This is a genomic window from Shinella sp. 20P9.1.1, assembly GCF_057798995.1.
In genome coordinates this window covers 12,487-34,914 of the sequence record NZ_JBYOLC010000010.1, presented here as the reverse complement: position 1 = coordinate 34,914, position 22,428 = coordinate 12,487, and the positions used below count along the sequence as shown (strand labels likewise).

Sequence of the window (22,428 nt, the reverse complement as noted above, 5' to 3'; positions counted from 1 at the left end):
CATGATGGCAAGCGGTACGGTGGGCACCCAGCAGACCCGATGGCGCACGCCCTGCCAGCAATGTCCTTTGCGCAGTCTTCCCGATTTCCGCGATTTCACGCCGAAGGAACTGGACTTCGTATCGCAGTTCAAGAGCGGCGAACTGTCAAGCGAACGGGGCGCGACGATCCTCGTGGAGGGCATGCACAGCGCGCATCTCTTCACGGTGCTGTCAGGCTGGGCGTTCCGCTACAAGCTCCTGCCGGACGGACGCCGCCAGATCATGAACTATGTGCTGCCGGGTGATCTCATCGGTCTCCAGGGCAGTTTGATGGGCGAGATGGATCATTCCATCGAGGCGCTGACGCCAGTGACGCTCTGCGTCTTCGAGCGCTCCAAGCTGGAGCGGCTGTTCGAGCGCCATGCCTCGCTCGCCTACGATCTCACCTGGATCGCCGCGGCGGAAGAACGCATTCTCGACGAACATCTGCTGTCGATCGGCCGGCGCACGGCGCTGGAGCGCACGGCCTATCTCCTGTCCTTCATCCACCAGCGGGCGCATCTGGCGGGGGTGAACGGCGGGCGGCGGGTGATCCCGATCACCCAGCAGCATGTCGCCGATACGCTCGGCCTTTCGCTCGTGCACACCAACAAGACCCTGCGAAAACTCTCCGACCGCAAGCTGATGCGCTGGCAGGAAAAGGGCTGCGAGATCCTCGATGCCGACGGACTTCAAGCGCTCGCCGGATGGGAAGGGCTACAGCGCGGACCGCGGCCCTTCATCTGAACGCTTGGATTATGCCACATCCCAGTGCAGCGGGAACATCGGGTCGAACACCGTCACCGGCCCCGCGCCGGTCTCGATTTTCGCCGGGAAGGCGACCGGTTCGGCCCGCTTGACGAGACGGATCGTATCCTCATTGGCCGGCAGGCCGTACCATTCCGGGCCGTTCAGCGAGGCGAAGGCCTCGAGCCTGTCCAGCGCGCCATCCTGCTCGAACACATGGGCAAGGCAGCTCATCGTGTTGATCGAGGTGTAGATGCCGGCGCAGCCGCAGGCACATTCCTTCAGCGGATCGACATGCGGCGCCGAATCGGTGCCGAGGAAGAAGCGCTTTTCGCCGGAGGTGGCGGCGGCGCGCAGTGCCAGCCGATGCTCCTCGCGCTTGGCGACGGGCAGGCAGTAATAATGCGGCTTGATGCCGCCGACGAGGATGGCATTGCGGTTGATGATCAGGTGGTGCGTGGTGATCGAACCGGCAAGGTTCGACTTGGACGCCTTGATGTAGTCGATGCCGTTCTTCGTCGTGACGTGCTCCATGGTCACGCGCAGCTCCGGCAGGCGCTGGCGCAGTGGGTCCAGCACCGTCTCGATGAACACGGCCTCGCGGTCGAAGATATCGACCTCGGGCGTCGTCACTTCGCCATGCACGCAGAGCGTCAGGCCGATCCTGGCCATGCGCTCCAGCACCGGCATCGCCTTGTCCATGTCGCGCACGCCGCCATGGGAGTTGGTCGTCGCGCCGGCCGGATAGAGCTTTACCGCACGAATGAGGCCGCTCTTGAAGCCGGCTTCCACGTCGTCGGGATTGGTGTGCTCGGTGAGATAGAGCGTCATCAGCGGCTCGAACCGGTCGCCCTTGGGCAGGGCGGCGAGGATGCGGTCGCGATAGGCGCTTGCATCGGCGGTCGTGACAACAGGCGGCACGAGGTTCGGCATGATGATGGCGCGGGCGAAGTGGCGGCTGGTGTCGCCGATCACGCCCTCCAGCATGGCGCCGTCGCGCAGGTGCAGATGCCAGTCATCAGGCCGGCGAATGGTGATTTCTGTGGTCATCGGCGTCTCTCCCGCATTTTGAGGCTGCGATAGCATTCGCGGGGCGTCAGGACAATTCCTCAGAAGAGATCGATGTGCAGGTCGGCGGGCCGGGAGTTTTCCAGGATGCGTTTTCCGTTCGGGAGATCGTTGCCATAGAGCTTCCAGCCGATCTGGTCCTCGGGCAGGGCATAGCCCATCCAGCGCCGGCGCAGCCGCTCTTCCAGAACAGGGTAGGGCGGGCCGACGAAGATGGTGAAGTCGAAGACGCCGTCGAGCGCGTCCCAGGGCGCATCCTTGAAGAGAAGGTAATTGCCCTCGGCCAGCACGAAGCGCGTTTCGACGGGAATGGCGCGGGCGGCATTGATGGCGAGTTCGCGCGAACGGTCGAAGACCGGCACCAGCACCTCGCCCTCGGCCCGTTTCAGGGCCTTCACGATATCGACGAAACCGCGCCCGTCAAAACTTTCCGGCACGCCCTTGCGCGGCAACAGGCCACGCTCGGCCAGAATACCGTTGTCCATGTGAAAGCCGTCCATCGGCAGGATCTCGGCGCTCTCGCCGCGGGCGAGAAGGCCGTCGCGGAGGGCTTCGGCCAATGTCGACTTGCCGGCGGCCGGCGGGCCGGCAAGCCCGACGAGAAAGCGGCGCGCGTCCCCCGCGCGCCGCTGGAGTGCATCCACGATGGTGGGAGGCGAGATCATGCCGCAACGGCCTCCGAAGGCAGCTTGGCGCCCGTCATGAAGGCGACGGCGTCGGACATCGAGTAGTCCTTCGGATTGATGACGGTCAGCCGCCGGCCGAGCCGGTGGATGTGGATACGGTCGGCCACTTCGAAGACATGCGGCATGTTGTGCGAGATGAGCACGATCGGAATGCCGCGCCGGCGCACGTCGAGGATGAGTTCCAGCACGCGCCGGCTCTCCTTGACGCCGAGCGCTGCCGTCGGCTCGTCGAGGATGATGACCTTCGAGCCGAAGGCGGCCGCACGCGCCACCGCAACGCCCTGGCGCTGGCCGCCCGACAGCGTCTCCACCGCCTGGTTGATGTTCTGGATCGTCATCAGGCCGAGTTCCGACAGCTTGTCGCGGGCGAATTTTTCCATCGCCCCGCGGTCGAGCTTGCGGAACACATTGCCCATGATGCCCGGTTTGCGGATCTCGCGGCCGAGAAACATGTTGTCGGCAATCGACAGCGCTGGCGAGAGCGCGAGGTTCTGGTAGACCGTTTCGATGCCGGCTTTCTGGGCCTCGATCGGCGAGCGGAAGTTGATCACCTGGCCTTCGAGCCGGATTTCACCTTCGTCCGGCGTGATGGCGCCGGAGATCGCCTTGATCATCGAGGATTTGCCGGCGCCGTTGTCGCCGATCACGGCGAGGATTTCGCCGGGATAGAGGTCGAAATCGGCATTGTCGAGGGCGGTGACGCGGCCGTAGCGCTTGACCAGTCCGCGTGCGGTGAGAATGGGTTCGAGTGCCATCAGCCTGCTACCTTTCTGATCCACTGGTCGATTGCGACTGCCGAGATGATGAGGACGCCGATCAGGAGATAGGTCCATTGCGGGTCCGTGCCGATGAGGCGAAGGCCGAGCGAGAACACACCCACGATCAGCGCACCGAAGATCATGCCGAGGATCGAGCCGCGTCCGCCGAACAGCGAGAGGCCGCCGATCACCACGGCGGTGATCGATTCGATATTGGCGAACTGGCCGGCCGTCGGCGAGACCGAGCCGATGCGACCGATGAGCGCCCAGCCGGCGAGCGCGCAGATGAGGCCCGACAGCGTATAGACCGAGACGAGCATGCGCTTGACGTTGACGCCGGCCAGTTCCGCCGCGTCAGGATCGTCGCCGACCGCATAGACATGGCGACCCCAGGCGGTCTGGTTCAGCACGTACCAGAGCAGCGCGACGAGCAGCACCATGGCGATGACGCCATAGGTGAAGACCGCGCCGCCGAGCTTGAGGTTGTTGCCGAAGAATTGCAGGAGCGGCGCCTGGCTGGCGAGGTCCTGCGAGCGGATCGTCTCGTTGGCCGAATAGAGGAAGTTCGAGGCGAGGATGATCTGCCACATGCCGAGCGTGACGATGAAGGGCGGCAGCTTCATGCGGGCGACGAGCAGGCCGTTGATATAGCCGCAAAGCGCGCCGCAGGCCAGCCCGCAGACGACGGACACAGCGGGCGGCAGGCCGTAGCGGAAGGTGAACTGGCCCATCACGACGGACGACAGCACCATGATGGCGCCGACCGAGAGGTCGATGCCGGCGGTCAGGATGACCAGTGTCTGGGCAGCGCCCACGATGCCGACGATCGCCACCTGCTGGAGGATCAGCGTCATGGTGAAGGCGGAGAAGAATTTTCCGCCGAGAATGATGCCGAAGACCGCCACCGACAGCACGAGCACGATGAGCGGTACGGCAGACGGGCTGCCGTGCAGGAAATGCTGGAATTTCTGGATGGGTGTCTTGTCGTTCGTATCGAAGGACGCGACCTGCGTCGAACTGCCGGTCAATACCTTCTCGAATTCCTGCGAGGGTTGCGAACCCTGCAAGGGCTGCGAGCCCGTTGTTGTCTCACTCATGATCCTTTTCCTCCCCTTCCGATGCCGACCGTCGCGGCAGTGCCGGATAAATTGGGTGCGTGGACGTATCGGTAGAGACGCGTTCGCGCACCTGCCGCCTTCTTCGGGCGGCCTTCTCCGCGCAGCGGCCATGATACAGGACCGCTGATCATTGGGGAGAAAGGTGCCCACGTCTTTTCGCGATTGTCAAAACAAGGGTGCGTTTTTCGCGACCCGATCCGTCCGTAGCGGATGGCCGGCCCGGTCAAACCGGGCCGGCGGGGGCATCAGCCCCAGCACTTGTCCTTGCCGGCCTTGGTGTCGATCGACTCGACGCCTGCTGCCGGCTTGTCCGTCACGAGGGCGACGCCCGTGTCGAAGAAGTCCTTGCCTTCGGTGGCCTTCGGCTTCTCGCCGGTGTCGGCGAACTTCTTGATCGCCTCGACGCCGAGTGCTGCCATCATCAGCGGATACTGCTGCGAGGTGGCGCCGATGACGCCGTCGATGACGTTCTGGACGCCCGGGCAACCGCCGTCGACCGACACGATCAGCACGTCCTTTTCCTTGCCGACGGCCTTCAGCGCTTCATAGGCGCCGGCAGCGGCCGGTTCGTTGATGGTGTGCACGACGTTGATGGACGGATCCTTCTGGAGAAGGTTTTCCATGGCGGTGCGGCCGCCCTCCTCGTTGCCGTTGGTCACGTCATGGCCGACGATGCGCGGGTCATCCTCGTCGCCGATCTTGTTGATGTCCTTCACGTCGATGCCGAAGCCCTTCATGAAGCCCTGGTCGCGCAGGACGTCGACCGACGGCTGCGAGGGCGTCAGGTCGAGGAAGGCGACCTTGGCGTCCTTGGCAGCATCGCCAAGCGTTGCAGCGGCCCACTTGCCGATCAGTTCGCCAGCGAGCAGGTTGTCGGTGGCAAAGGTCATGTCAGCGCTGTCGAGTGGTTCCAGCGGGGTGTCGAGCGCGATGACCAGCAGGCCGGCTTCACGCGCCTTCTGCACCGAGGGAACGATACCCTTGGTGTCGGACGCGGCAATCAGGATGCCCTTCGCGCCGTCGGCAATGCAGGTCTCGATGGCGGCAACCTGGCTTTCCGAGTCACCGTCGACCTTGCCGGCATAGGCCTTCAGCGTCACGCCGAGTTCCTTCGCCTTGGCTTCAGCGCCTTCCTTCATCTTGACGAAGAAGGGGTTGGTGTCGGTCTTGGTGATCAGGCAGGCGCTGACATCGGCGGCCGCGGCCGGCGAAGAGAAGGCCACACCGAGCGCAAGGGCGCCGAGAGCGGCGGAAATGATCGATTTCTTCATAGGTATCCTCCCAAGGACGAAACGGGATGCGCTCCTCTCCTGGAGCCATCCGGCAGCAGGGGGCCGTGCGGCTCCTCCGCCAGCCGACCCTGCTTCCGAGCTTGAGAAAAACACCAAAAGAAATGCCTGTCAATAAATAAATCGAATTGAATTATTAATTCGATGTGGCATGCTCTGATCAAGACAGGGCGCAGACCCCGGATGTCACATTTCCGATGGAAGAGCGGAAGGACAGCCGATAAGAGGACCTGAAAGGATGCATCGCATCCCCGAGGGTATGGGAGGAGACGATGAGCAAACATGCTGCGACGGCGCCTGCTGCGCCGGCCGAAATCCTCGACCCCAGCGGTGGCGCCAACCAGGTGCGTGTGCGCGCCTATAACGAGCGCCTCGTCATGTCGCTGGTGCGCCGGCACGGCAGCCTGTCCAAGGCCGATATCGCCCGTCGCAGCGGCCTTTCGGCCCAGACCGTCACCGTCATCATGCGCGCGCTGGAGGCCGAGGGCCTGCTGATGCGCGGCGAGCCGATGCGCGGCAAGGTCGGCCAGCCCTCCGTGCCGATGCGGCTCAATCCGGATGCGGTCTATTCGCTGGGTCTCAAGATCGGCCGCCGCAGCGCCGATATCGTGCTGATGGATTTCGTCGGCGGCATCCGCCGGCAGGTGCGGCTGACCTTTCCCTATCCGATGCCCGGCTCGCTGCTGGCCTTCGTCGAGGAGGGGCTGGCGGAGCTCGAGGCGTCGATCACGCCGGAGGAGCGCGCCCGCATCGCCGGCTTCGGCGTCGCCGCCCCCTTCGAACTGTGGAGCTGGGCCAGTGAGGTGGGGGCCCCGCAGGCCGACATGGACCAATGGCGCGGCGTCGATCTGGAGGCCGAGATCGCACGCCGCGTGCCCTATCCCGTGACCTTGCAGAACGACGCGACCAGCGCCTGCGCGGCCGAGCTGGTCTTCGGGCTCGGCCCGCAATATCCGGATTTCCTCTACCTCTTCATCGGCTCCTTCATCGGCGGCGGCGTGGTGCTGAATTCCGCGCTGTTCACCGGCCGGACGGGCACCGCCGGCGCCATCGGCCCGCTTCCCGTGCAGGGCCGCAACGGCGAGACGGTGCAGCTCCTCAAGATCGCCTCGATCTACCGCCTCGAGAACCTGCTGCGCGAACACGGCATCGATCCGAAACCCGTCTGGTATTCGCCCGACGACTGGGTGGATTTCGGCGCGCCCTTGCAGATCTGGATCGACGACACCGCGGCGGCACTCGCGCAGGCGGTTGTTGCCTCGGCGTCGGTCATCGACTTCTCGGCGGTCATCATCGATGGCGGCTTTCCGGCCTGGGTGCGCGAGCGTGTCGTCGCCGCCACGCGGGCCGCTGTCGCCCGGCTCGACCTGCAGGGTGTCACCATGCCCGAGATCGTCGAAGGCGCGGTCGGCAGCCGGGCGCGCTCTGTCGGCGGCGCCAGCCTGCCGCTGTTCTCCCGCTATCTTCCTGATCATAACGTCCTCTTCAAGGAGCTTGCCTGAATGTTGAAAGGTATCGACCCCATCCTGAGCCCCGAGCTGCTCTCGACGCTGCGCGCCATGGGCCATGGTGACGAGATCGCCATCGTCGACGGCAATTATCCCGGTGTCGAACATGCCCGCCGCCTCGTCCGTCTCGACGGTGTCGTGCTCATCCCCGCCGTCAATGCCGTTCTCTCGGTCATGCCGATCGACGATTTCGTCGAGGAGGCGATCTTCCGCTCGACCTTCCGCCAGGAGCGCGACACGCTGGAGCCCGTCCACCACGAGATCATCGCCTGCTGTGCCCGCCACGAGCCGGACCGCCAGGTCGTGCCGCTCGTCGGCGCCGATTTCTACAACCGCGTGCGCGCCGCCCATACGCTGGTGCAGACCAGCGAGCCGCGGCTCTATGCGAATGTGATCCTGCGCAAGGGCGTCATTTATCCCTGACCCTGTTCCGCCTGGAACAGCGGACGGCGAGCGGACATGAGACTTTCAGATCACCGGATGAGAGAGGCTCATCCTTAACCGATCAGGAGAGACCCCATGCGCAAGATCATCGTTTCCGCCGCCGTTGCCCTTATCGCCGCCGTCTCCTTCGCGGCTCCCTCGCAGGCCGGTTACTACAGCTACGATTACCAGCCGTACTGCTTCATCAAGAAGATCAAGTCCTACGACTACTACGGCAACGTCGTCATCAAGCGCATCAAGGTCTGCCGCTGATTTCTTCCTTTCGTCGATCCTCCCCGCCTGACCCGGCTCGAAAGAGCCGGGTTCTTTCTGTTTGAGCCCTTGAACGAAGCAAAAGGGCGTGGTTGTGTCGCGCGATATCGAAAGGGAGTATCGCATGCGGGTTCTGGTGGTGGAAAACGACAGGGTAACGCTGCTCGGGCAGATCGGCATTGCGCTTGAGGAAGCGGGCGCTCAGCTCGATATCTGCCGCCCCCATGCCGGCGACGCAATCCCCGCCGACGAGACCGCCCATGACGCCATCGTGGTCATGGGCGGGCCGCAGAATGCCCGCGACGACGAAAACCACGCCTATCTGCCGGATCTCGCCGCCCTGATGCGCCGCTTCGGCGATGCCGACAAATCCGTGCTCGGCGTCTGCCTCGGCAGCCAGCTTCTGGCACGGGCCTATGGCGCGGAGAACCTGATCGGCACCCATCCGGAATTCGGCTGGTGCCAGGTGGCGCTCACCAAGGACGGTGCCGGCGATCCCGTGCTGTCGGCGGCCGCCGGCAGCTTCCCGATCTTCGAATGGCACAGCGATTCCTTCACCCTGCCCGAGGATGCGGTGCGCCTTGCCGGCAATGCCGCCGCCGAAAACCAGGCCTTCCGCCTCGGCCGTGCCATCTACGGCACGCAGTTCCATTTCGAGGCGAGCCGCCCGGTCGTCGAGGCCTGGGTCGAGACCTTCCCGGACCTGATCCGGACCACCGCGCCTGAATGGCATGCGCGCCGCGACGCTCTTGCCGCCGAACACGGCCCGGTTGCCGACGCCACCGGCCTTGCGCTGGCCCGTGCCTGGGTGGCGACGATCGGTGCGGCGGAAGCCCGCCGCGTCGCCTAGAAACCGGCAATCGCGGCCGCGAACCGTCTTGCGGCCGCCTCCAGCACTTCGGGTGCAAAGCCGGAGAAGCCGATCACCAGACCCTGTCGCGGTGCGTGGGTGACGGCCATGGCCGAGAGTGCGCGCACACCCAGCCCGGCCTGACGGGCGATCTCGACGGCCTGCGTATCGGCAAGCGATGGGGGTAGCGTCGCAACCAGATGCAGACCCTGGTCCGGCACCGTGACGACAAGATTTTGCGCCGCCGAAAGCCCCGCCACCAGCGCATCCCGTGCCGCCTGCGCCTGCCGCCTTGCCCGCCTCAGATGCGCTGAAAAATTACCCTCGCGGAGGAGGTCGGTCAGCGCGGCCTCGGCCAGTGTCGGCGGGCTGCGGTCGGTGCGGATGCGCAGCGCGATGACCTCATCGAGCAGCGCCTCGGGGAGCACGGCATAGCCGAGCCGCAGGCCGGGAAACAGCACCTTGGAGAAGGTGCCGAGATAGATCACGCGGCCGCTGTCATCCATGCCCTGCATGGCGGCGAGCGGCGGGCCGGCGTAGCGGAATTCGCTGTCATAATCATCCTCGAGGATCCAGCCGCCGGTCTCCCGCGCCCAGTCGATCAGCGCAAGCCGGCGGCGCATGCTCATGGCGACGCCGAGCGGGAACTGGTGCGAGGGTGTGACATAGACCGCCTTCGCGCCCGGCACGGCCTGTCCGATATCAGCACCCTCCGCATCGACCGGCAGGCCGGTGAGAACAAGACCGGCGCCGGCAAGGGCTGCGCGGGCGCTCGGATAACAGGGATCTTCGATCATAACCCGGTCGCCGACGGCAAGCGCACTGCGGATGGCGAGGTCGATGCCCTGCTGTGTGCCGGTGGTAATCACGATCGAGCGCGCCTCGCAGCGCACGCCGCGCGCCTGCCGCAGATAGGCGGCGACGGCCTGGCGCAACGCATCGCCGCCGCGCGGATCGCCATAGTAGAAATGCTCCGGGCCGGGGCGGGCGAGGTGACGCGAAAGCAGCGTGCGGAACAGGCCGAGCGTGCGGGCATCGGCCATCGCCACGCCGAGCGTGCCCGGCAGCGGCATTTTGGGTGCGACGCTCTCCGATGGTGCGGGGATCGTGGGTTTCACCGTCGGCACGCGGCCGGCGACGAAGGTGCCGGCGCCGGTGCGGGCCTCGGCATAACCCTCGGCGATAAGCATTTCGAAGGCGGCGACCACGCTACCGCGCGATGTCTTCAGCCGGCCGGCAAGGTCGCGTGACGGCGGCAGCTTGGCGCCGGGCGGGATGCCGCCCGCCTCGATCAGCCGGCGCAGTTCGCGGTAGAGCGCCGGCGTGCGTTTTCCCGCCGTCGGCAGGACGGGAATGAGCGAGGACCAATCCGGAAGATTGGTCCTGATTTTTTCCTCTGAATTGGTGCTTTTTCGATCCAATGGCATGGCGCACCATGGCGGCACAGTGTTTGAAAGGCAAGAGCCGCATGACCGCCGAGACCGAAACCGCATCCTACCCCGTCACCCCGCGCAACCGCGTCAAGCGCATGCACGAGCGCGGCAGTTATGACCGCGAAGCGGTCCATGCCATCCTCGATGCGGCCATGCTCTGTCATGTCGCCTATGTCATCGACGGCCAGCCCTATGCCACGCCGACGCTGTTCTGGCGCAAGGGCGACACGCTCTACTGGCACGGCTCGTCGGCCAGCCGCATGCTGCGCCACCTGAAGGCCGGCACGCCCGCCTGCCTCACCGTCGCCCATCTCGACGGCCTCGTGCTCGCCCGCTCCGGCTTCAACCATTCGGCCAACTACCGCTCCGCCATGTGCTTCGGCACGGCGCGGCTCGTCGAGGACGAGGCGGAGAAGATTACGGCGATGCGCGACGTCGTCGACCGCTTCTATCCCGAGCGTAGCGCGCTGCTGCGCCCCATCACACCGCAGGAGGCCAAGGCCACGACGATCATCGCCATGGTCATCGACGATGCCGCCGCAAAGGTCCGCGCCAAGGGGGTCGGCGACGACGAGGCGGATTTCGCCCTGCCGATCTGGGCCGGCGTCATTCCCGTCACGACGGTGCTTGGGGAGGTGCAGGCCTGTCACCGGCTGGTGGACGGTGTCGACAAGCCGGAAACGCTGTCGATCTTCCCCGAGGGCGGCCGGCTCGATGCGGCGCTTCTGGAAGGGCAGCGGATCTACGAGGATGCCTGAGGCACTTGCACGAGCCATATCCACGCGGCGGATTTTCCGCCCGTGGGTTCAAAGAGCATTTCGGACGGGGCGCCGGTGGTGCCGCATCTGAAATAGGTAAAATGACACCTTCCGGCGCCCCGTTCGGCGGTTTTTGCCCGCGACTCCGGTCTCTCTGGGAGGATGGGTCTATGGGAACGGTGGCGTGCCTTTCCGTGGGAAAGCGCCATGCACGCCCTCAGACTTACGGTGCCGCAGCCATGGCCGCCGGTCGGCACCGTCTTCCATCGCGCCGGACAAACCGGGGAAACCCCTCGGACGTCATCCGGCGCCAAACCCGATCCCTTTGTGTGCCACACAGGCACGCCCGCCGAATTTATCGGGAGAAACGAAGGGAACGGTCCGCCGCCCCGCCGCTTCCCCCGGATCGCCGGAGGGAGACCATTTTCCGCGGACCCTTTCGATGAAGGCCTACGTCCTTCCCGCACCGAAAGCGCCGATCCCGCCTCGCTGCCACGCCTGGCAGTGTATCCGTGACGAGATGGTTGGGATTGTAGGCACAGGTTGAGAGGGCGGGGAAAATTGTGCTGCGGAGAGCGAGGATCGCGCACGCCTCCTGCTTGATTCTTGGCGGGGCGTGACGAATGGTGCGCACATGGAAGATATCACCGACATCCTCTCCTCCCTTCTGTCCGGCTTCGGCGTCGTGCTGGCGACCATTGGGGTGGTGCTCGCCTCCTATTTCGTCGCGCGCCGGCTGCTGCATCCGGGACAGGAGGGCGACAGGACGCTGGAAGTGGCGGGAAACGTCGCCGTGCGCGTCGCCACGCTGCACAGCCTCATTCTCGGCCTCGTCTATGCGCAGGAGCTGGACGACTACAAGGGCGTGCGCGCCACGCTGGTCGATGAAGCGATCGCAATCTCGGATGTCTTCAACGATGCGGGCCGCTATGGCGGCGCGATCACGCTGCCGGTACAGCAGGGGCTCGCGCGCTACGTCGCCATCGTCGTCGACGAGGAATGGGAACGGCTGGCGCATCGCGACGGGCTTTCGCCGCGGGCCTGGGAGGAGTGGAACGCCGTTTATGCGCGCGTGCTGGACCTGGCGCCGGCCACGGAACGCGAACGCTACCTGAGCGGCCATATGCGCGAAAAGACCGCGACCATCGCCCGCTACCGGCAGCTGCGCGAGGCGTCGTCGGCCGGCCGCTTCTCCGGCCTGTTCTGGGGACCGGCGATCATCGGCCTCATCATCATTTCGGCGGCCTTCTACGTCTATCGGCCGACCAAGACGCACCTCGTCCTGCTCTCGTTCTTCGGCGCCTATTCCGGCGTCATCCTGTTCTTCATCTTCGCCTTCTCCAATCCCTACGCCAACCCCGGCAAGCTGCCGCCGCGGCCGTTCGAGCGCCTGTTGAACGGTGATGTCGGCAAGGTGCTGCCGCCGCCATGAAGGCATCCGCGGCAAGAAAAAAGGGAGGCTGAGCCTCCCTTTTGCGTCTTATTCGTCGCCCATCTTGAGCGCGGCGATGAAGGCTTCCTGCGGGATCTCCACCTTGCCGAACTGGCGCATGCGCTTCTTGCCGGCCTTCTGCTTGTCGAGCAGCTTGCGCTTGCGGGTGGCGTCGCCGCCGTAGCACTTGGCCGTCACGTCCTTGCGCAGCGCCGAGATGGTCTCGCGGGCGATCACGTTGCCGCCGATGGCGGCCTGGATCGGGATCTTGAACATGTGCTTCGGGATCAGCTCCTTGAGCTTCTCGCACATGTCGCGGCCGCGCTTTTCGGCGGCCATGCGGTGCACCATCATCGAGAGCGCATCGACCGGCTCGCCGTTGACGAGGATCGACATCTTTACCAGATGGCCTTCCTTGTGATCGGTGATCTGGTAGTCGAAGGAAGCATAACCCTTGGAGATCGACTTCAGGCGGTCGTAGAAGTCGAAGACCACTTCGTTGAGCGGCAGGTCGTAGGTCAGCATGGCGCGCGTGCCGACATAGGTCAGCTCGATCTGGATGCCGCGGCGGTCCTGGCAGAGCTTCAGGATGCCGCCGAGATAATCGTCGGGCGTCAGGATCGTCGCGCGAATCCAGGGCTCGTGGATTTCCGAGATTTTCACGACGTCGGGCATGTCGGCCGGGTTGTGCAGCTCGCGCATCGTGCCGTCAGTCATGTAGAGCTGATAGACGACCGAGGGGGCCGTCGCGATCAGGTCGAGGTCGAACTCGCGCTCCAGACGCTCCTGGATGATTTCGAGATGCAGCAGGCCGAGGAAGCCGCAGCGGAAGCCGAAGCCGAGCGCGGCGGACGATTCCATTTCGAAGGAGAAGGAGGCGTCGTTGAGGCGCAGCTTGCCCATCGCCGAGCGCAAGTCCTCGAAATCGGCGGCATCGACCGGGAAGAGGCCGCAGAACACCACAGGCTGGGCCGGCTTGAAGCCCGGCAGGGCCTTTGCGGTCGGGCGCTTGTCCTCGGTGATCGTATCGCCGACGCGGGTATCGGCCACTTCCTTGATCGAGGCGGTGATGAAGCCGATCTCGCCGGGGCCGAGGCTGTCCATCGCGACCATCTTCGGCGTCAGCACGCCGACGCGCTCGATGGTGTATTTGGCGTCCGTGCCCATCATGCGGATGGTCTGGCCCTTGCTGATGCGGCCTTCGATGACGCGCACGAGAACCATGACGCCGAGATAGGTGTCGTACCAGCTGTCGACCAGCAGCGCCTTCAGCGGGGCCTTCTCGCCGCCTTCGCTCTTCGGCGCGGGCAGGCGCTTGACGATGGCTTCCAGCACGTCGGGAATGCCGAGGCCGGTCTTGGCCGAGATCAGCACCGCGTCGGAGGCATCGATGCCGATGACTTCCTCGATCTGTTCCTTGATGCGGTCGGGTTCGGCTGCCGGCAGGTCGATCTTGTTGAGCACGGTGACGAGCTCGTGGTTGTTGTCGATCGCCTGATAGACATTGGCGAGCGTCTGGGCTTCCACGCCCTGCGAGGCGTCGACGACCAGAAGCGACCCTTCACAGGCCGACAGCGAACGCGAGACTTCATAGGCGAAGTCGACGTGGCCGGGCGTGTCGATGAGGTTCAGCACATAGGTCTCGCCGTCGTTGGCCTTGTAGTGCAGGCGCACGGTCTGGGCCTTGATGGTGATGCCGCGCTCGCGCTCGATATCCATCGAATCGAGGACCTGTTCCGACATCTCGCGTTCGGCAAGGCCGCCGGTCGTCTGGATCAGACGGTCGGCGAGCGTCGACTTGCCGTGGTCGATATGGGCCACGATGGAGAAGTTGCGGATATGGTCGAGGGGCGTCGAAGTGTTGGTGCTCATGCGCGCCATATAGCAGCGCACTGGATTCCCGCAAAGCGGTAAATGAAGGGTTTCGGGACGGGAAGCGTCGCTATTCCGGGGCGTTCTGGCCTTCGACCAGCGCGCCGGCATTCGGCACCTGGGCGCTTCTGATCTCGAAGGTCTCGCGCGCTTCCACGGGCACCGTCTCGCGGCGGCGCAGGCGGTGGGCGACGAAAGCGGCGTAGGCGACCGCGACGGCCATGGCGGCATAGATGAAGGTTTTGGGGCCGAAGGTCGGCGTCAGCGCCGTGACGGCGAGCGGCACGAGGGTTGCTGCGGCCGACCAGGCGACGAGCAGCGTCGAGGCGAGCGGCACGAAATCCTCGGGATCCGTGCGGTCGTTGGCATGGGCGTTGGCGATGGAATAGACGCTTTCGGTCGCTCCCGCCCAGAGCGCGAAGACCAGCATAAGGATGACCAGCGCCTGGAAGGAGACGAAGAGCGCGGCGATGGCGGCTCCCGTGATGAGAAGGCAGGTGAAGATCAGCACGACGCGCCGGTCGATGCGGTCCGACAGGGTGCCGAGCGGATATTGCACGAAGAGCAGGCCGAACTGCATGACGAACATCAGGAGCGCCACGTCCTTCTGCCCGACATTGTTGGTGGCGGCATAGATCGGCGTAAAACCCTGCACGACCATGGAGAGGCCGCCGGCGGCGAGCACACCGATGAGCGCGACGGGCGAATTGCGCCAGGCCATGGCGAAATCCACGCTGACGCTGGCGGGTGCCGGCGGCGTCGGCAGCCGGGTCAGGCCGATCGGCAGGATGGCGAGCGTCGTGACGAAGATGGTGACGAGCGGCGCGAGATTGCCATCGGCCGGCATCTGGCCGAACAGCCAGGCGCCGACGCCGAGCCCCAGCACATAGGCCATGTAGAAGAACGACATGGCCTTGCCGCGCCAGCGGTTGTCGGCGGCGTGGTTCAGCCAGCTCTGGGCGATGATGAAATTGGCGTTGCCCGCCGTGCCATAGATGCCGCGTGCCAGAATCCAGAGGATCGGATTGACGCCGAGCGCCACGAGGAAGGCGGCGATGAGGACGAGCGCCATGGAGCAGGAAAACGCCCGCGCATGGCCGACGCGGCGGATGACCGGGCCGGCAAGGATGCAGCCGAGCAGGCCGCCGAAGGCGATGGCCGTGACGGCTGCACCGGGCGTCCAGGAGGGCGCATCGGCGCGCGACAGCACATAGGGCACATAGGCGAGCATGATGCCGTTGCCGATGGCGACGAAGGTCATCGAGACGACGATGGCGGTGATGGAAAAGAGCGACGACGCCCGCTGTGTTTCCCCCGCCATGTGCCGCTCCCTCCGATTCTCGTGCGGCCACCATATCCGGTCAGGCCGATGTCGCATTGTCGCCGGAGCGCCATGGACGAGAATTATTTTGGGATGAGGTCATGCCGGTTGACTCCATTATGCGGGAGAATTATTCCATGATAATGGAAAATGAAAGCGATCCCCTGGAAAGCGCCATCGGCGAGCGGCTGCGGCAGCTGCGCATGGCCCGCAACCAGACGCTGGACGACCTGGCCGGCGCCTCGGGCGTCAGCCGGGCGATGATCTCGCGCATCGAGCGCGGCGAGGCGAGCCCGACGGCGCAGCTTCTCTCGCGGCTCTGCGCCGCACTGGACCTGACGCTGTCGGCCTTCTTCGCCTTTTCGCAAGAGGCGGGCGATCCGCTGTCGCGGCGGGAGACGCAGACCGTGTGGCGCGATCCGGAAACCAGCTATCAGCGCCGTGCCGTTTCGGCCCCCAACACGGCCTCGCGCGTCGAGGTGATCGATGTCGAGTTTCCCGCCGGTGCGCGCATCGCCTATCCGCCGGAGACGGCCAAGGCCGGCATGACGCAGCATGTCTGGCTGTTTTCCGGGCGCCTGCGCATGACGGTTGCCGGAACCGTGCATGATCTTAACCCCGGCGACTGCCTCTATATGAGCATCACCGAGGGCCATGTCTTCGAAAATCCCGGCGATGCGCCGGCGCATTATGCCGTGGTGCTGGACCGCGGCAGAGCTTGAGGGACCGATGAACGATATCAGACTGCTCGACCATGCCGAAGCGCAGGCCCGCATCGGCGAATTGTCCGAGGTGCTGGCCGATTGTGTGGCGGGGGGCGCCTCCGTCGGCTTCATGGCGCCCTATGGGCCTGCCGATGCCGCGCCCTTCTGGCAAAGCGTGGCTGCGGCGGTCGGCGCGGAGGCGACGCTGCTCTTTGCCGCCGAGCGCGAGGGGCGCATCGTCGGCACGGTGCAGATCGGCATCAGCCAGATGCCGAACCAGCCGCACCGGGCGGATGTGAAGAAGCTGCTCGTCATGGAAAGCGAACGCGGCCGGGGCGTGGCGCGTGCCCTGATGACGGCGGCGGAAGCCGAAGCCGCAAGGCGCGGCAAGACCGTGCTGGTGCTGGATACCGCGACCGGCAGCCCGGCGGAAACCGTCTATGAACGGCTCGGCTGGCAGCGGGCGGGCGTCATTCCCGACTATGCGCTCTATCCGGACGGACGCTTCTGCGCGACAACCTTCTTCTACAAGCGCATCGGCGCATGACAAAAACCCGGATGCAGGGGACATCCGGGTTTTCGGGGAGGTCAGCGGCAGGCTGGATTATTTGCAGACCTTGATCTTCTTGATCACCAGGTTGCCGTAATAGTCGTAGGACTTGATCTTCTTGATGAAGCAGTGCGGCTTGTGGCCGTAGCCGTAATAGCCGGCCTGCGACGGGGCGGCGAAGGAAACGGCGGCGACGAGGGCGATGGTGGCGGAAACGATGATCTTGCGCATGGGGTCTCTCCTGAACTCGTTCGGATGAGCCTCTCTCATCCGGTGTGGCCAGACTTTCCCACGATCATCCGCCGCGCGCTGTTCCGCATGGAACAGGGCAGCGTTTATTCCGTCCCGATCTGGCGGATGGCGGCGAACAGCTCGCCGCCGAGCCTGAGCGCCGCGCCGCAGGCGACGACCATCTGCGGCAGGATCAGCCATTCCAGCGTCCAGGCGGCACCCGAGCGCTCCTGTTCATGCACCGCCGCCTGAGCGATGCCGCCAAGCTGGGCGGCGTTGAAACGGGCGAGCGTCACCAGCGCTTCGGCGGCGACCGGGTTCTGCTTGTGCGGCATGGCGGAGGAACCGCCACCGCCGGCAAGCATGATCTCGCCGCCGCGATCCGCCATCAGCGCGATGTCCTGCCCGACCTTGCCGAGGCTGCCGGTGATGGCCGCAAGCAGGCCAGCAAGCTCGCCGATGCGGTCGCGCTGGCTGTGCCATTGCGGCGCGTCGACGAGGCCGAGTTCATCGGCCAGCGCCGCACGCACGGCCGCTGCCTTGTCGCCAAGCTTTTCCAGCGTGCCCGCCGCGCCGCCGAACTGCACGGCAAGCCCCTCCAGCGCAAAGATCTCCAGCCGCTCGGCAACGCGCTCCAGCGGCTGGCGCCAGCTGTCGAGGCGGTCGGCCACGGTGATCGGAATGGCCGGCTGCATGCGCGTGCGCCCCATCAGGCTGTGCGCGCCGAACGTCGCGGCGAGAGCGGCCAGCCCGCTGATCAGCCCGTCCAGCCGCTCCTCCAGAAGGGGCAGGACGCGCGACAGGCGCAGCATCAGGCCGCTGTCGATGACATCCTGGCTGGTCGCGCCGAAATGCAGGTGTCTTGCATGCGGCTCGTTAACGGCGGCGTGCAGCTGCCGAACGAGATCCGGCACGACGACGCCATCACGCGCCGTCGCGGCACGCAGGCTAGCGACGTCAGGCGAGAAGCGATGCGCCGCGCGCGCGATGGCATGGGCCGCATCGACCGGAATGACCCCCGCCAAGGCCTCCGCCTTCGCCAGCGCCACCTCGAAGGCCAACATGGCCTCCAGCTCCGCCGCGGCGGAAAAGAACGACGCCACCTCCTCGTCGCCGACGAGGCCGGAGAGGTAGGGATGGTCGAAGGGCGAGACGGTCATGGGGTGCCTCTTTTCGGCGGATAGCGTGGGCGTGGGCTGGATGGGGCGTGGGGTTCAAGTCCTGACACGACCAAAGGAATGAAGGACGCCCGGATATAGAGCGGTGTGGAGCAGGTATTGTTGATTTCCGTACCGCGATACCCCCGACCGAAAGCGCCGCCAGCAATTAGTTAGTCGAGCAGAACGCCGGCTGAAGTTTACTATCAGCTCAGTTATCTTGAGTGATGCCTCGCCCCGAATCGCGCTGACATGTCAGTATCCGCAGTGACCCGTCCGCAGGTAGTTGAGGCGCGCTGCGGCGAGAGACAAAGGACCGTTGGGGCCTCCCCTCACAACGTGAGCGTCGGCGTCACTTTGACCATCATCTTCCCATCCGCAGCGTTCGCAGATCTCAAAACCTGCTGGTTCACATATGGTCAACGCACTGCAGCAGGGACACGGGAGGAGTCTCGGAGAAGTCATACTCCATCCTCGAACACGGCTGTGCATTTGTCCACCAGAACAGCGAGCGATAGGAAGTGAGCGTCATGTGCGGCAACTCCTTTTGTGACCTCCGGCTTTGATCCGATAATGCCCCTATAGGCAGAGCGGCCACCATGAGCGGCTTTAAATATCGAAAAACACGGTCTCCTTCTCACCCTGCAGATGAATGTCGAAGCGATAGTGATCGCCCTCACCCGACGCGATCAGCGTCGGAACACGCAAGCGGTGTTCGATGCGGGCGAGCACCGGGTCTTCGGCGTTGGCGGCCTCCTCGTCGGCGAAATACATCCTTGTGTTGAGGCCGAGATTGATGCCGCGGGCGACGATCCAAAGCGAAATGTGCGGGGCCATCGGGCGGCCGTCGCGGAAGGGGACGCGGCCGGGTTTGATGGTGTCGAAACGGTATTCGCCGGTCGTGCCGTCGGTGGCGCATCGGCCCCAGCCGGTGAAGTTGGGGTCGGCGCTGCCGCGCAGTTCGGACGGGCTGTTGTAGAGGCCGGCGGCGTCGGCCTGCCAGATTTCGAGGAGCGCGTCCTTCAGCGGCGTGCCAGTGCCGTCGAGCACGCTTCCGGTGATGGTGATGCGCCGGCCGAGCGTTTTGTCAGTGACCATGACGGCGCCGAGATCGGTGTCGTAGACGCCGCCGATGCCGGCATGGTTAGGCGTCAGGCCGATATGGACATAGGGGCCGGCGGTCTGCGAGGCGCTTTCCTTGAGATAGCCGAGGGACTGGACCATCAATTGCCCTCCATGCGGTTTTCGAACAGCGTCGAGCGGCGGCCGCGCAGCACGATGTCGAACTTGTAGGCGCGCGCATCCATGGGGATCGTGTTGCCCCAGTCGAGCGCGGCGATCAGCTGCTCGACGGCCGCCTTGTCCGGGATCGTCTGTACGATGGGACACTTCCAGATCATCGGGTCACCCTCGAAATACATCTGCGTGATCAGCCGCTGGGCAAAGCCGTGGCCGAAGACGGAGAAGTGGATATGCGCCGGGCGCCAATCGTTGACGCCGTTCGGCCAGGGATAGGGGCCGGGCTTGATGGTGCGGAAGGCATAACAGCCGTCCGCATCGGTGATGGTGCGGCCGCAACCGCCGAAATTCGGATCGAGCGGCGCGAGGTAGCTTTCCTTCTTGTGGCGATAGCGCCCGCCGGCATTGGCCTGCCAGAATTCGAGGAGCGCGCCGGGAACAGGGCGCGCCCGCTCGTCCAGCACCCGGCCGTGCACGATGATGCGCTCGCCGATGGCGCTTTCACCCGGTGTTGCGAAATTGTGGATCAGGTCGTTGTCGAGCTCGCCGAGAATCGAATGGCCGAAGACCGGGCCGGTGATTTCCGAGATCGTACCGTCGAGCGATAGAGCCGCCTTCTGCGGCGAGCGCAGCACGGAGGTCTTGTAGCCGGGGGTGAGGCCCGGCGGGTGCCAGAGGCGGTCGCGCGAGAAGAAGGCGCCAGTTTCGGGTTTTCGGTTGGGAAGATCGTTCATCGTCGCCTCAGGCCGCCTGTTCCGCATCCATATCCGCAAAGACCTGTTTGGCCACGCGGATCGCCCGGTTGGCGGCGGGCACGCCGGCATAGATGGCGACATGCAGCAGCGCCTCGGCAATGTCCGCGCGTGTCGCGCCGGTATTGGCGGTGGCGCGCACATGCATCGCCACCTCCTCGTCATGGCCAAGCGCTGCGAGCAGCGCGATCGTCACCATGGAGCGCTCCCGCTTCGTCCAGCCGGGGCGCGACCAGACGGTGCCCCAGGCGCTTTCGGTGATCAGCGCCTGGAAGGGCTGGTCGAAGGGCGTGGCGGCGGCGCTGGCGCGGTCGACATGGGCGTCGCCCAGCACGGCGCGGCGCGTCGCCATGCCCTGCCGGTAGCGCTCGGATTGCGGTTCAGGCATGCAGCTTTCCTCCGGCGGGGATGGTGTCGATGAAGGCGCGGATCATCTCGGTCAGCATTTCCGGCTGCTCGACGCAGGGAATGTGGCCGGCATCCTTGATGACCTCGTAGCGCGCGCCGTGGATGAGTTTGGCCATGGACAGCACGACATCCGGCGGCGTCGAGCCGTCCTGATCGCCGACGACGCAGAGGGTGGGCACGGCGATGCGCTTCGCCTCCTCGGTGAGGTCGGCATCGCGCAGCGCCGCACAGGTGGCGGCGTAGCCGACGGCGGACTGGCGGGTCAGCATGGTGCGGTAGCCGTGATAGGCGGCGTTTTCCGGCCGGCGGAAGGCGGGGGTGAACCAGCGTTCCATGATGCCGTCGGCAAGGCTCTCGATGCCCCTGGTCTCGACGCTTTCGATGCGGGCGTTCCACATCTCGGCCGTGCCGATCTTGTGCGCGGTGTCGCAGAGAACGAGGCCTTTCACGAGATCCGGGCGCTTCGCCTCCAGCCCCTGGGCGATCATGCCGCCGACGGAGAGGCCGCAGATGATGGCCTCCCGGACGTTCAGCCGGTCGAGCAGGGCGGCGAGGTCGAGCACATGGTCGTCGATCGAATAGGGCACCTGACCGAGATCGGACAGGCCATGGCCGCGCTTGTCATAGGTGATGATCGGGAAATCGCCGGCAAGGCGCACCACGACGTCGCGCCAGATGCGGAAATCGGTGCCCAGCGAATTGATGAAGACGATGACCGGCTTGCCGGCCGGCCCGCCGATCAGCTGGTGATGCAGGATCACGTCGTTGACGGTTGCGAATTGCACGTCTGTCTCCTCCCGTTGCCGCAGATTGATCCTTCAATCCGGTTCGGTAAAATGATATTTTCGGCCGATCTGATAACTCATAGGTTATGAAAAGCGTGATCGACAGCCGTATCAAGGTCCGCCATCTCCAGACCTTTGTCGAGGTGGCGCGCCAGAAGAGCGTGATGAAGGCGGCCGGCCTCCTGCATGTCAGCCAGCCGGCGGTGACGAAGACCATCCGCGAGCTGGAAGAGGTTCTGGATGTCGCCGTCTTCGAGCGCGACGGGCGCGGCATCCGCATCACCCGCATGGGCGAGGTGTTCCTGCGCCATGCCGGTGCGGCGCTCGCGGCGCTGCGGCATGGGCTCGATTCGGTCTCGCAGGCGCGGGCGGGCGAAGCGCCCCCGGTGCGCATCGGTGCGCTGCCCACTGTCTCGACGCGCATCATGCCCAAGGCGATGCGGCTCTTTCTGGCGGAAGAGACCGGGGCGCGGATCAAGATCGTCACCGGGGAGAATGCGGTGTTGCTGGAACAGTTGCGTCTCGGCGATCTCGATCTCGTCGTCGGACGGCTGGCCGCGCCCGAGCAGATGACCGGCTTTTCCTTCGAGCATCTCTATTCGGAAAAGGTGGTTTTTTGCGTGCGCGCCAGACATCCCCTGCTTTCCGGGGGTGCTGTTTTTGCCGGACTCGATGCCTATCCGGTGCTGATGCCGACAGAGGGCTCGATCATCCGGCCTTTCGTCGAACGCTTCCTGATCGCCAACGGGATCGCCGATGTGGCGAACCCGATCGAGACCGTCTCCGACGCCTTCGGCCGCGCCTTCGTGCGCGACAGCGATGCGGTCTGGATCATCTCCGAAGGGGTGGTGGCGGGCGATATCGCCGAGGGCGTGCTGGTGGCGCTGCCGATCGATACGAGCGAGACGAAGGGCGCCGTCGGCCTCACCATGCGGGCGGAGGTTGCCCCCTCCCTGCCGCTCGCCATTCTTATGCAGACGATCCGCGAGGTGGCGGGTGCGGTGGCGCCGCGGGCCTGACGGCGGTTGCGTCCGGCTGCCCGTCATG

Annotated in this window: 25 protein-coding genes; 10 read left to right on the top strand and 15 right to left on the bottom strand. The window is 65.3% G+C overall.

Annotation, left to right across the window (positions count from 1 at the left end):
• Position 1 precedes the first annotated feature (1 nt).
• Positions 2–766, top strand: coding sequence for a Crp/Fnr family transcriptional regulator (locus AC27VQ_RS17550; protein ID WP_421592095.1), 765 nt, complete (start codon positions 2–4; stop codon positions 764–766).
• 9 nt (positions 767–775) lie between these two features.
• Here AC27VQ_RS17550 and pyrC read toward each other — a convergent pair whose 3' ends face one another.
• The 5 genes from pyrC to AC27VQ_RS17525 all read right to left on the bottom strand — a co-directional run bounded on the left by pyrC (position 776) and on the right by AC27VQ_RS17525 (position 5,667).
• Positions 776–1,816 carry a dihydroorotase gene (pyrC, locus tag AC27VQ_RS17545; RefSeq protein WP_488717285.1) on the bottom strand — a complete coding sequence of 347 codons (1,041 nt, stop codon included), beginning with the start codon at positions 1,814–1,816 and terminating at the stop codon, positions 776–778.
• Positions 1,817–1,875: 59 nt separating this feature from the next.
• Positions 1,876–2,499, bottom strand: a complete 624-nt coding sequence (locus tag AC27VQ_RS17540; RefSeq protein WP_488717284.1) for a nucleoside triphosphate hydrolase — start codon at positions 2,497–2,499, stop codon at positions 1,876–1,878.
• On the bottom strand, positions 2,496–3,275 hold the full coding sequence (locus AC27VQ_RS17535) for an ATP-binding cassette domain-containing protein (RefSeq protein WP_488717283.1): 780 nt from the start codon (positions 3,273–3,275) through the stop codon (positions 2,496–2,498). The genes AC27VQ_RS17540 and AC27VQ_RS17535 overlap by 4 nt, the downstream gene beginning before the upstream one ends.
• Positions 3,275–4,375, bottom strand: coding sequence for an ABC transporter permease (locus tag AC27VQ_RS17530; protein WP_488717282.1), 1,101 nt, complete (start codon positions 4,373–4,375; stop codon positions 3,275–3,277). Before AC27VQ_RS17530 ends, AC27VQ_RS17535 begins: the two co-directional genes overlap by 1 nt.
• Before the next feature lie 266 nt (positions 4,376–4,641).
• A complete protein-coding gene (locus tag AC27VQ_RS17525) occupies positions 4,642–5,667 on the bottom strand; it encodes a sugar ABC transporter substrate-binding protein (RefSeq protein ID WP_488717281.1) in 1,026 nt (341 codons plus the stop codon).
• A gap of 290 nt (positions 5,668–5,957) precedes the next feature.
• On the opposite strand from AC27VQ_RS17525, the gene AC27VQ_RS17520 reads away from it, so the two are divergent.
• The 4 genes from AC27VQ_RS17520 to AC27VQ_RS17505 all read left to right on the top strand — a co-directional run bounded on the left by AC27VQ_RS17520 (position 5,958) and on the right by AC27VQ_RS17505 (position 8,739).
• Positions 5,958–7,187: an ROK family transcriptional regulator gene (locus AC27VQ_RS17520; protein ID WP_488717280.1), complete on the top strand. Its 1,230-nt coding sequence runs from the start codon at positions 5,958–5,960 to the stop codon at positions 7,185–7,187.
• Positions 7,188–7,616, top strand: coding sequence for an RbsD/FucU family protein (locus tag AC27VQ_RS17515; RefSeq protein ID WP_488717279.1), 429 nt, complete (start codon positions 7,188–7,190; stop codon positions 7,614–7,616).
• A gap of 96 nt (positions 7,617–7,712) precedes the next feature.
• The gene (locus AC27VQ_RS17510; protein ID WP_488717278.1) at positions 7,713–7,889 is read left to right on the top strand and encodes a hypothetical protein; all 177 of its coding nucleotides are present in this window, start codon (positions 7,713–7,715) and stop codon (positions 7,887–7,889) included.
• Positions 7,890–8,013: 124 nt separating this feature from the next.
• Complete coding sequence (locus tag AC27VQ_RS17505; protein ID WP_488717277.1) at positions 8,014–8,739, top strand: type 1 glutamine amidotransferase; 726 nt, start codon at positions 8,014–8,016, stop codon at positions 8,737–8,739.
• On the opposite strand, the gene pdxR is transcribed toward AC27VQ_RS17505, so the two are convergent.
• A complete protein-coding gene (gene pdxR / locus AC27VQ_RS17500; protein ID WP_488717276.1) occupies positions 8,736–10,166 on the bottom strand; it encodes a MocR-like pyridoxine biosynthesis transcription factor PdxR in 1,431 nt (476 codons plus the stop codon). The genes AC27VQ_RS17505 and pdxR overlap by 4 nt on opposite strands.
• A gap of 41 nt (positions 10,167–10,207) precedes the next feature.
• Here pdxR and AC27VQ_RS17495 point away from each other — a divergent pair, with 41 nt between their 5' ends.
• Positions 10,208–10,930 (top strand): pyridoxamine 5'-phosphate oxidase family protein, encoded by a 723-nt coding sequence (locus AC27VQ_RS17495; RefSeq protein WP_488717275.1) that lies wholly within the window; start codon positions 10,208–10,210, stop codon positions 10,928–10,930.
• 634 nt (positions 10,931–11,564) lie between these two features.
• Entirely contained in the window at positions 11,565–12,362 is a 798-nt protein-coding gene (locus AC27VQ_RS17490; RefSeq protein WP_488717274.1) for a bestrophin-like domain, read from the top strand.
• Between the two features lie 48 nt (positions 12,363–12,410).
• Here AC27VQ_RS17490 and lepA read toward each other — a convergent pair whose 3' ends face one another.
• The gene (gene lepA, locus AC27VQ_RS17485) at positions 12,411–14,243 is read right to left on the bottom strand and encodes a translation elongation factor 4 (protein WP_313531075.1); all 1,833 of its coding nucleotides are present in this window, start codon (positions 14,241–14,243) and stop codon (positions 12,411–12,413) included.
• A 61-nt stretch (positions 14,244–14,304) separates the two neighbouring features.
• Positions 14,305–15,555: an MFS transporter gene (locus AC27VQ_RS17480; RefSeq protein ID WP_488717273.1), complete on the bottom strand. Its 1,251-nt coding sequence runs from the start codon at positions 15,553–15,555 to the stop codon at positions 14,305–14,307.
• Between the two features lie 143 nt (positions 15,556–15,698).
• Between AC27VQ_RS17480 and AC27VQ_RS17475 the strand changes: the two genes are divergently transcribed.
• Positions 15,699–16,277 carry a helix-turn-helix domain-containing protein gene (locus tag AC27VQ_RS17475; RefSeq protein WP_488717427.1) on the top strand — a complete coding sequence of 193 codons (579 nt, stop codon included), beginning with the start codon at positions 15,699–15,701 and terminating at the stop codon, positions 16,275–16,277.
• A 7-nt stretch (positions 16,278–16,284) separates the two neighbouring features.
• Positions 16,285–16,806 carry a GNAT family N-acetyltransferase gene (locus AC27VQ_RS17470; protein ID WP_488717272.1) on the top strand — a complete coding sequence of 174 codons (522 nt, stop codon included), beginning with the start codon at positions 16,285–16,287 and terminating at the stop codon, positions 16,804–16,806.
• 57 nt (positions 16,807–16,863) lie between these two features.
• Here AC27VQ_RS17470 and AC27VQ_RS17465 read toward each other — a convergent pair whose 3' ends face one another.
• The 7 genes from AC27VQ_RS17465 to pcaD form a co-directional block, all read right to left on the bottom strand.
• Entirely contained in the window at positions 16,864–17,040 is a 177-nt protein-coding gene (locus AC27VQ_RS17465) for a hypothetical protein (RefSeq protein ID WP_244761374.1), read from the bottom strand.
• Between the two features lie 104 nt (positions 17,041–17,144).
• Positions 17,145–18,200: a 3-carboxy-cis,cis-muconate cycloisomerase gene (locus tag AC27VQ_RS17460; RefSeq protein WP_488717271.1), complete on the bottom strand. Its 1,056-nt coding sequence runs from the start codon at positions 18,198–18,200 to the stop codon at positions 17,145–17,147.
• A gap of 252 nt (positions 18,201–18,452) precedes the next feature.
• Positions 18,453–18,662: a CPCC family cysteine-rich protein gene (locus tag AC27VQ_RS17455; protein ID WP_488717270.1), complete on the bottom strand. Its 210-nt coding sequence runs from the start codon at positions 18,660–18,662 to the stop codon at positions 18,453–18,455.
• Positions 18,663–18,806: 144 nt separating this feature from the next.
• Positions 18,807–19,421 carry a protocatechuate 3,4-dioxygenase subunit alpha gene (gene pcaG, locus AC27VQ_RS17450; protein ID WP_488717269.1) on the bottom strand — a complete coding sequence of 205 codons (615 nt, stop codon included), beginning with the start codon at positions 19,419–19,421 and terminating at the stop codon, positions 18,807–18,809.
• Entirely contained in the window at positions 19,421–20,170 is a 750-nt protein-coding gene (gene pcaH / locus AC27VQ_RS17445; RefSeq protein WP_488717268.1) for a protocatechuate 3,4-dioxygenase subunit beta, read from the bottom strand. The genes pcaG and pcaH overlap by 1 nt, the downstream gene beginning before the upstream one ends.
• A 7-nt stretch (positions 20,171–20,177) precedes the next feature.
• Complete coding sequence (pcaC, locus tag AC27VQ_RS17440; RefSeq protein ID WP_488717267.1) at positions 20,178–20,576, bottom strand: 4-carboxymuconolactone decarboxylase; 399 nt, start codon at positions 20,574–20,576, stop codon at positions 20,178–20,180.
• Positions 20,569–21,381, bottom strand: a complete 813-nt coding sequence (gene pcaD, locus AC27VQ_RS17435; protein WP_488717266.1) for a 3-oxoadipate enol-lactonase — start codon at positions 21,379–21,381, stop codon at positions 20,569–20,571. Before pcaD ends, pcaC begins: the two co-directional genes overlap by 8 nt.
• A gap of 95 nt (positions 21,382–21,476) precedes the next feature.
• Between pcaD and pcaQ the strand changes: the two genes are divergently transcribed.
• Positions 21,477–22,400: a pca operon transcription factor PcaQ gene (gene pcaQ / locus AC27VQ_RS17430; protein ID WP_488717265.1), complete on the top strand. Its 924-nt coding sequence runs from the start codon at positions 21,477–21,479 to the stop codon at positions 22,398–22,400.
• Positions 22,401–22,428 lie beyond the last annotated feature (28 nt).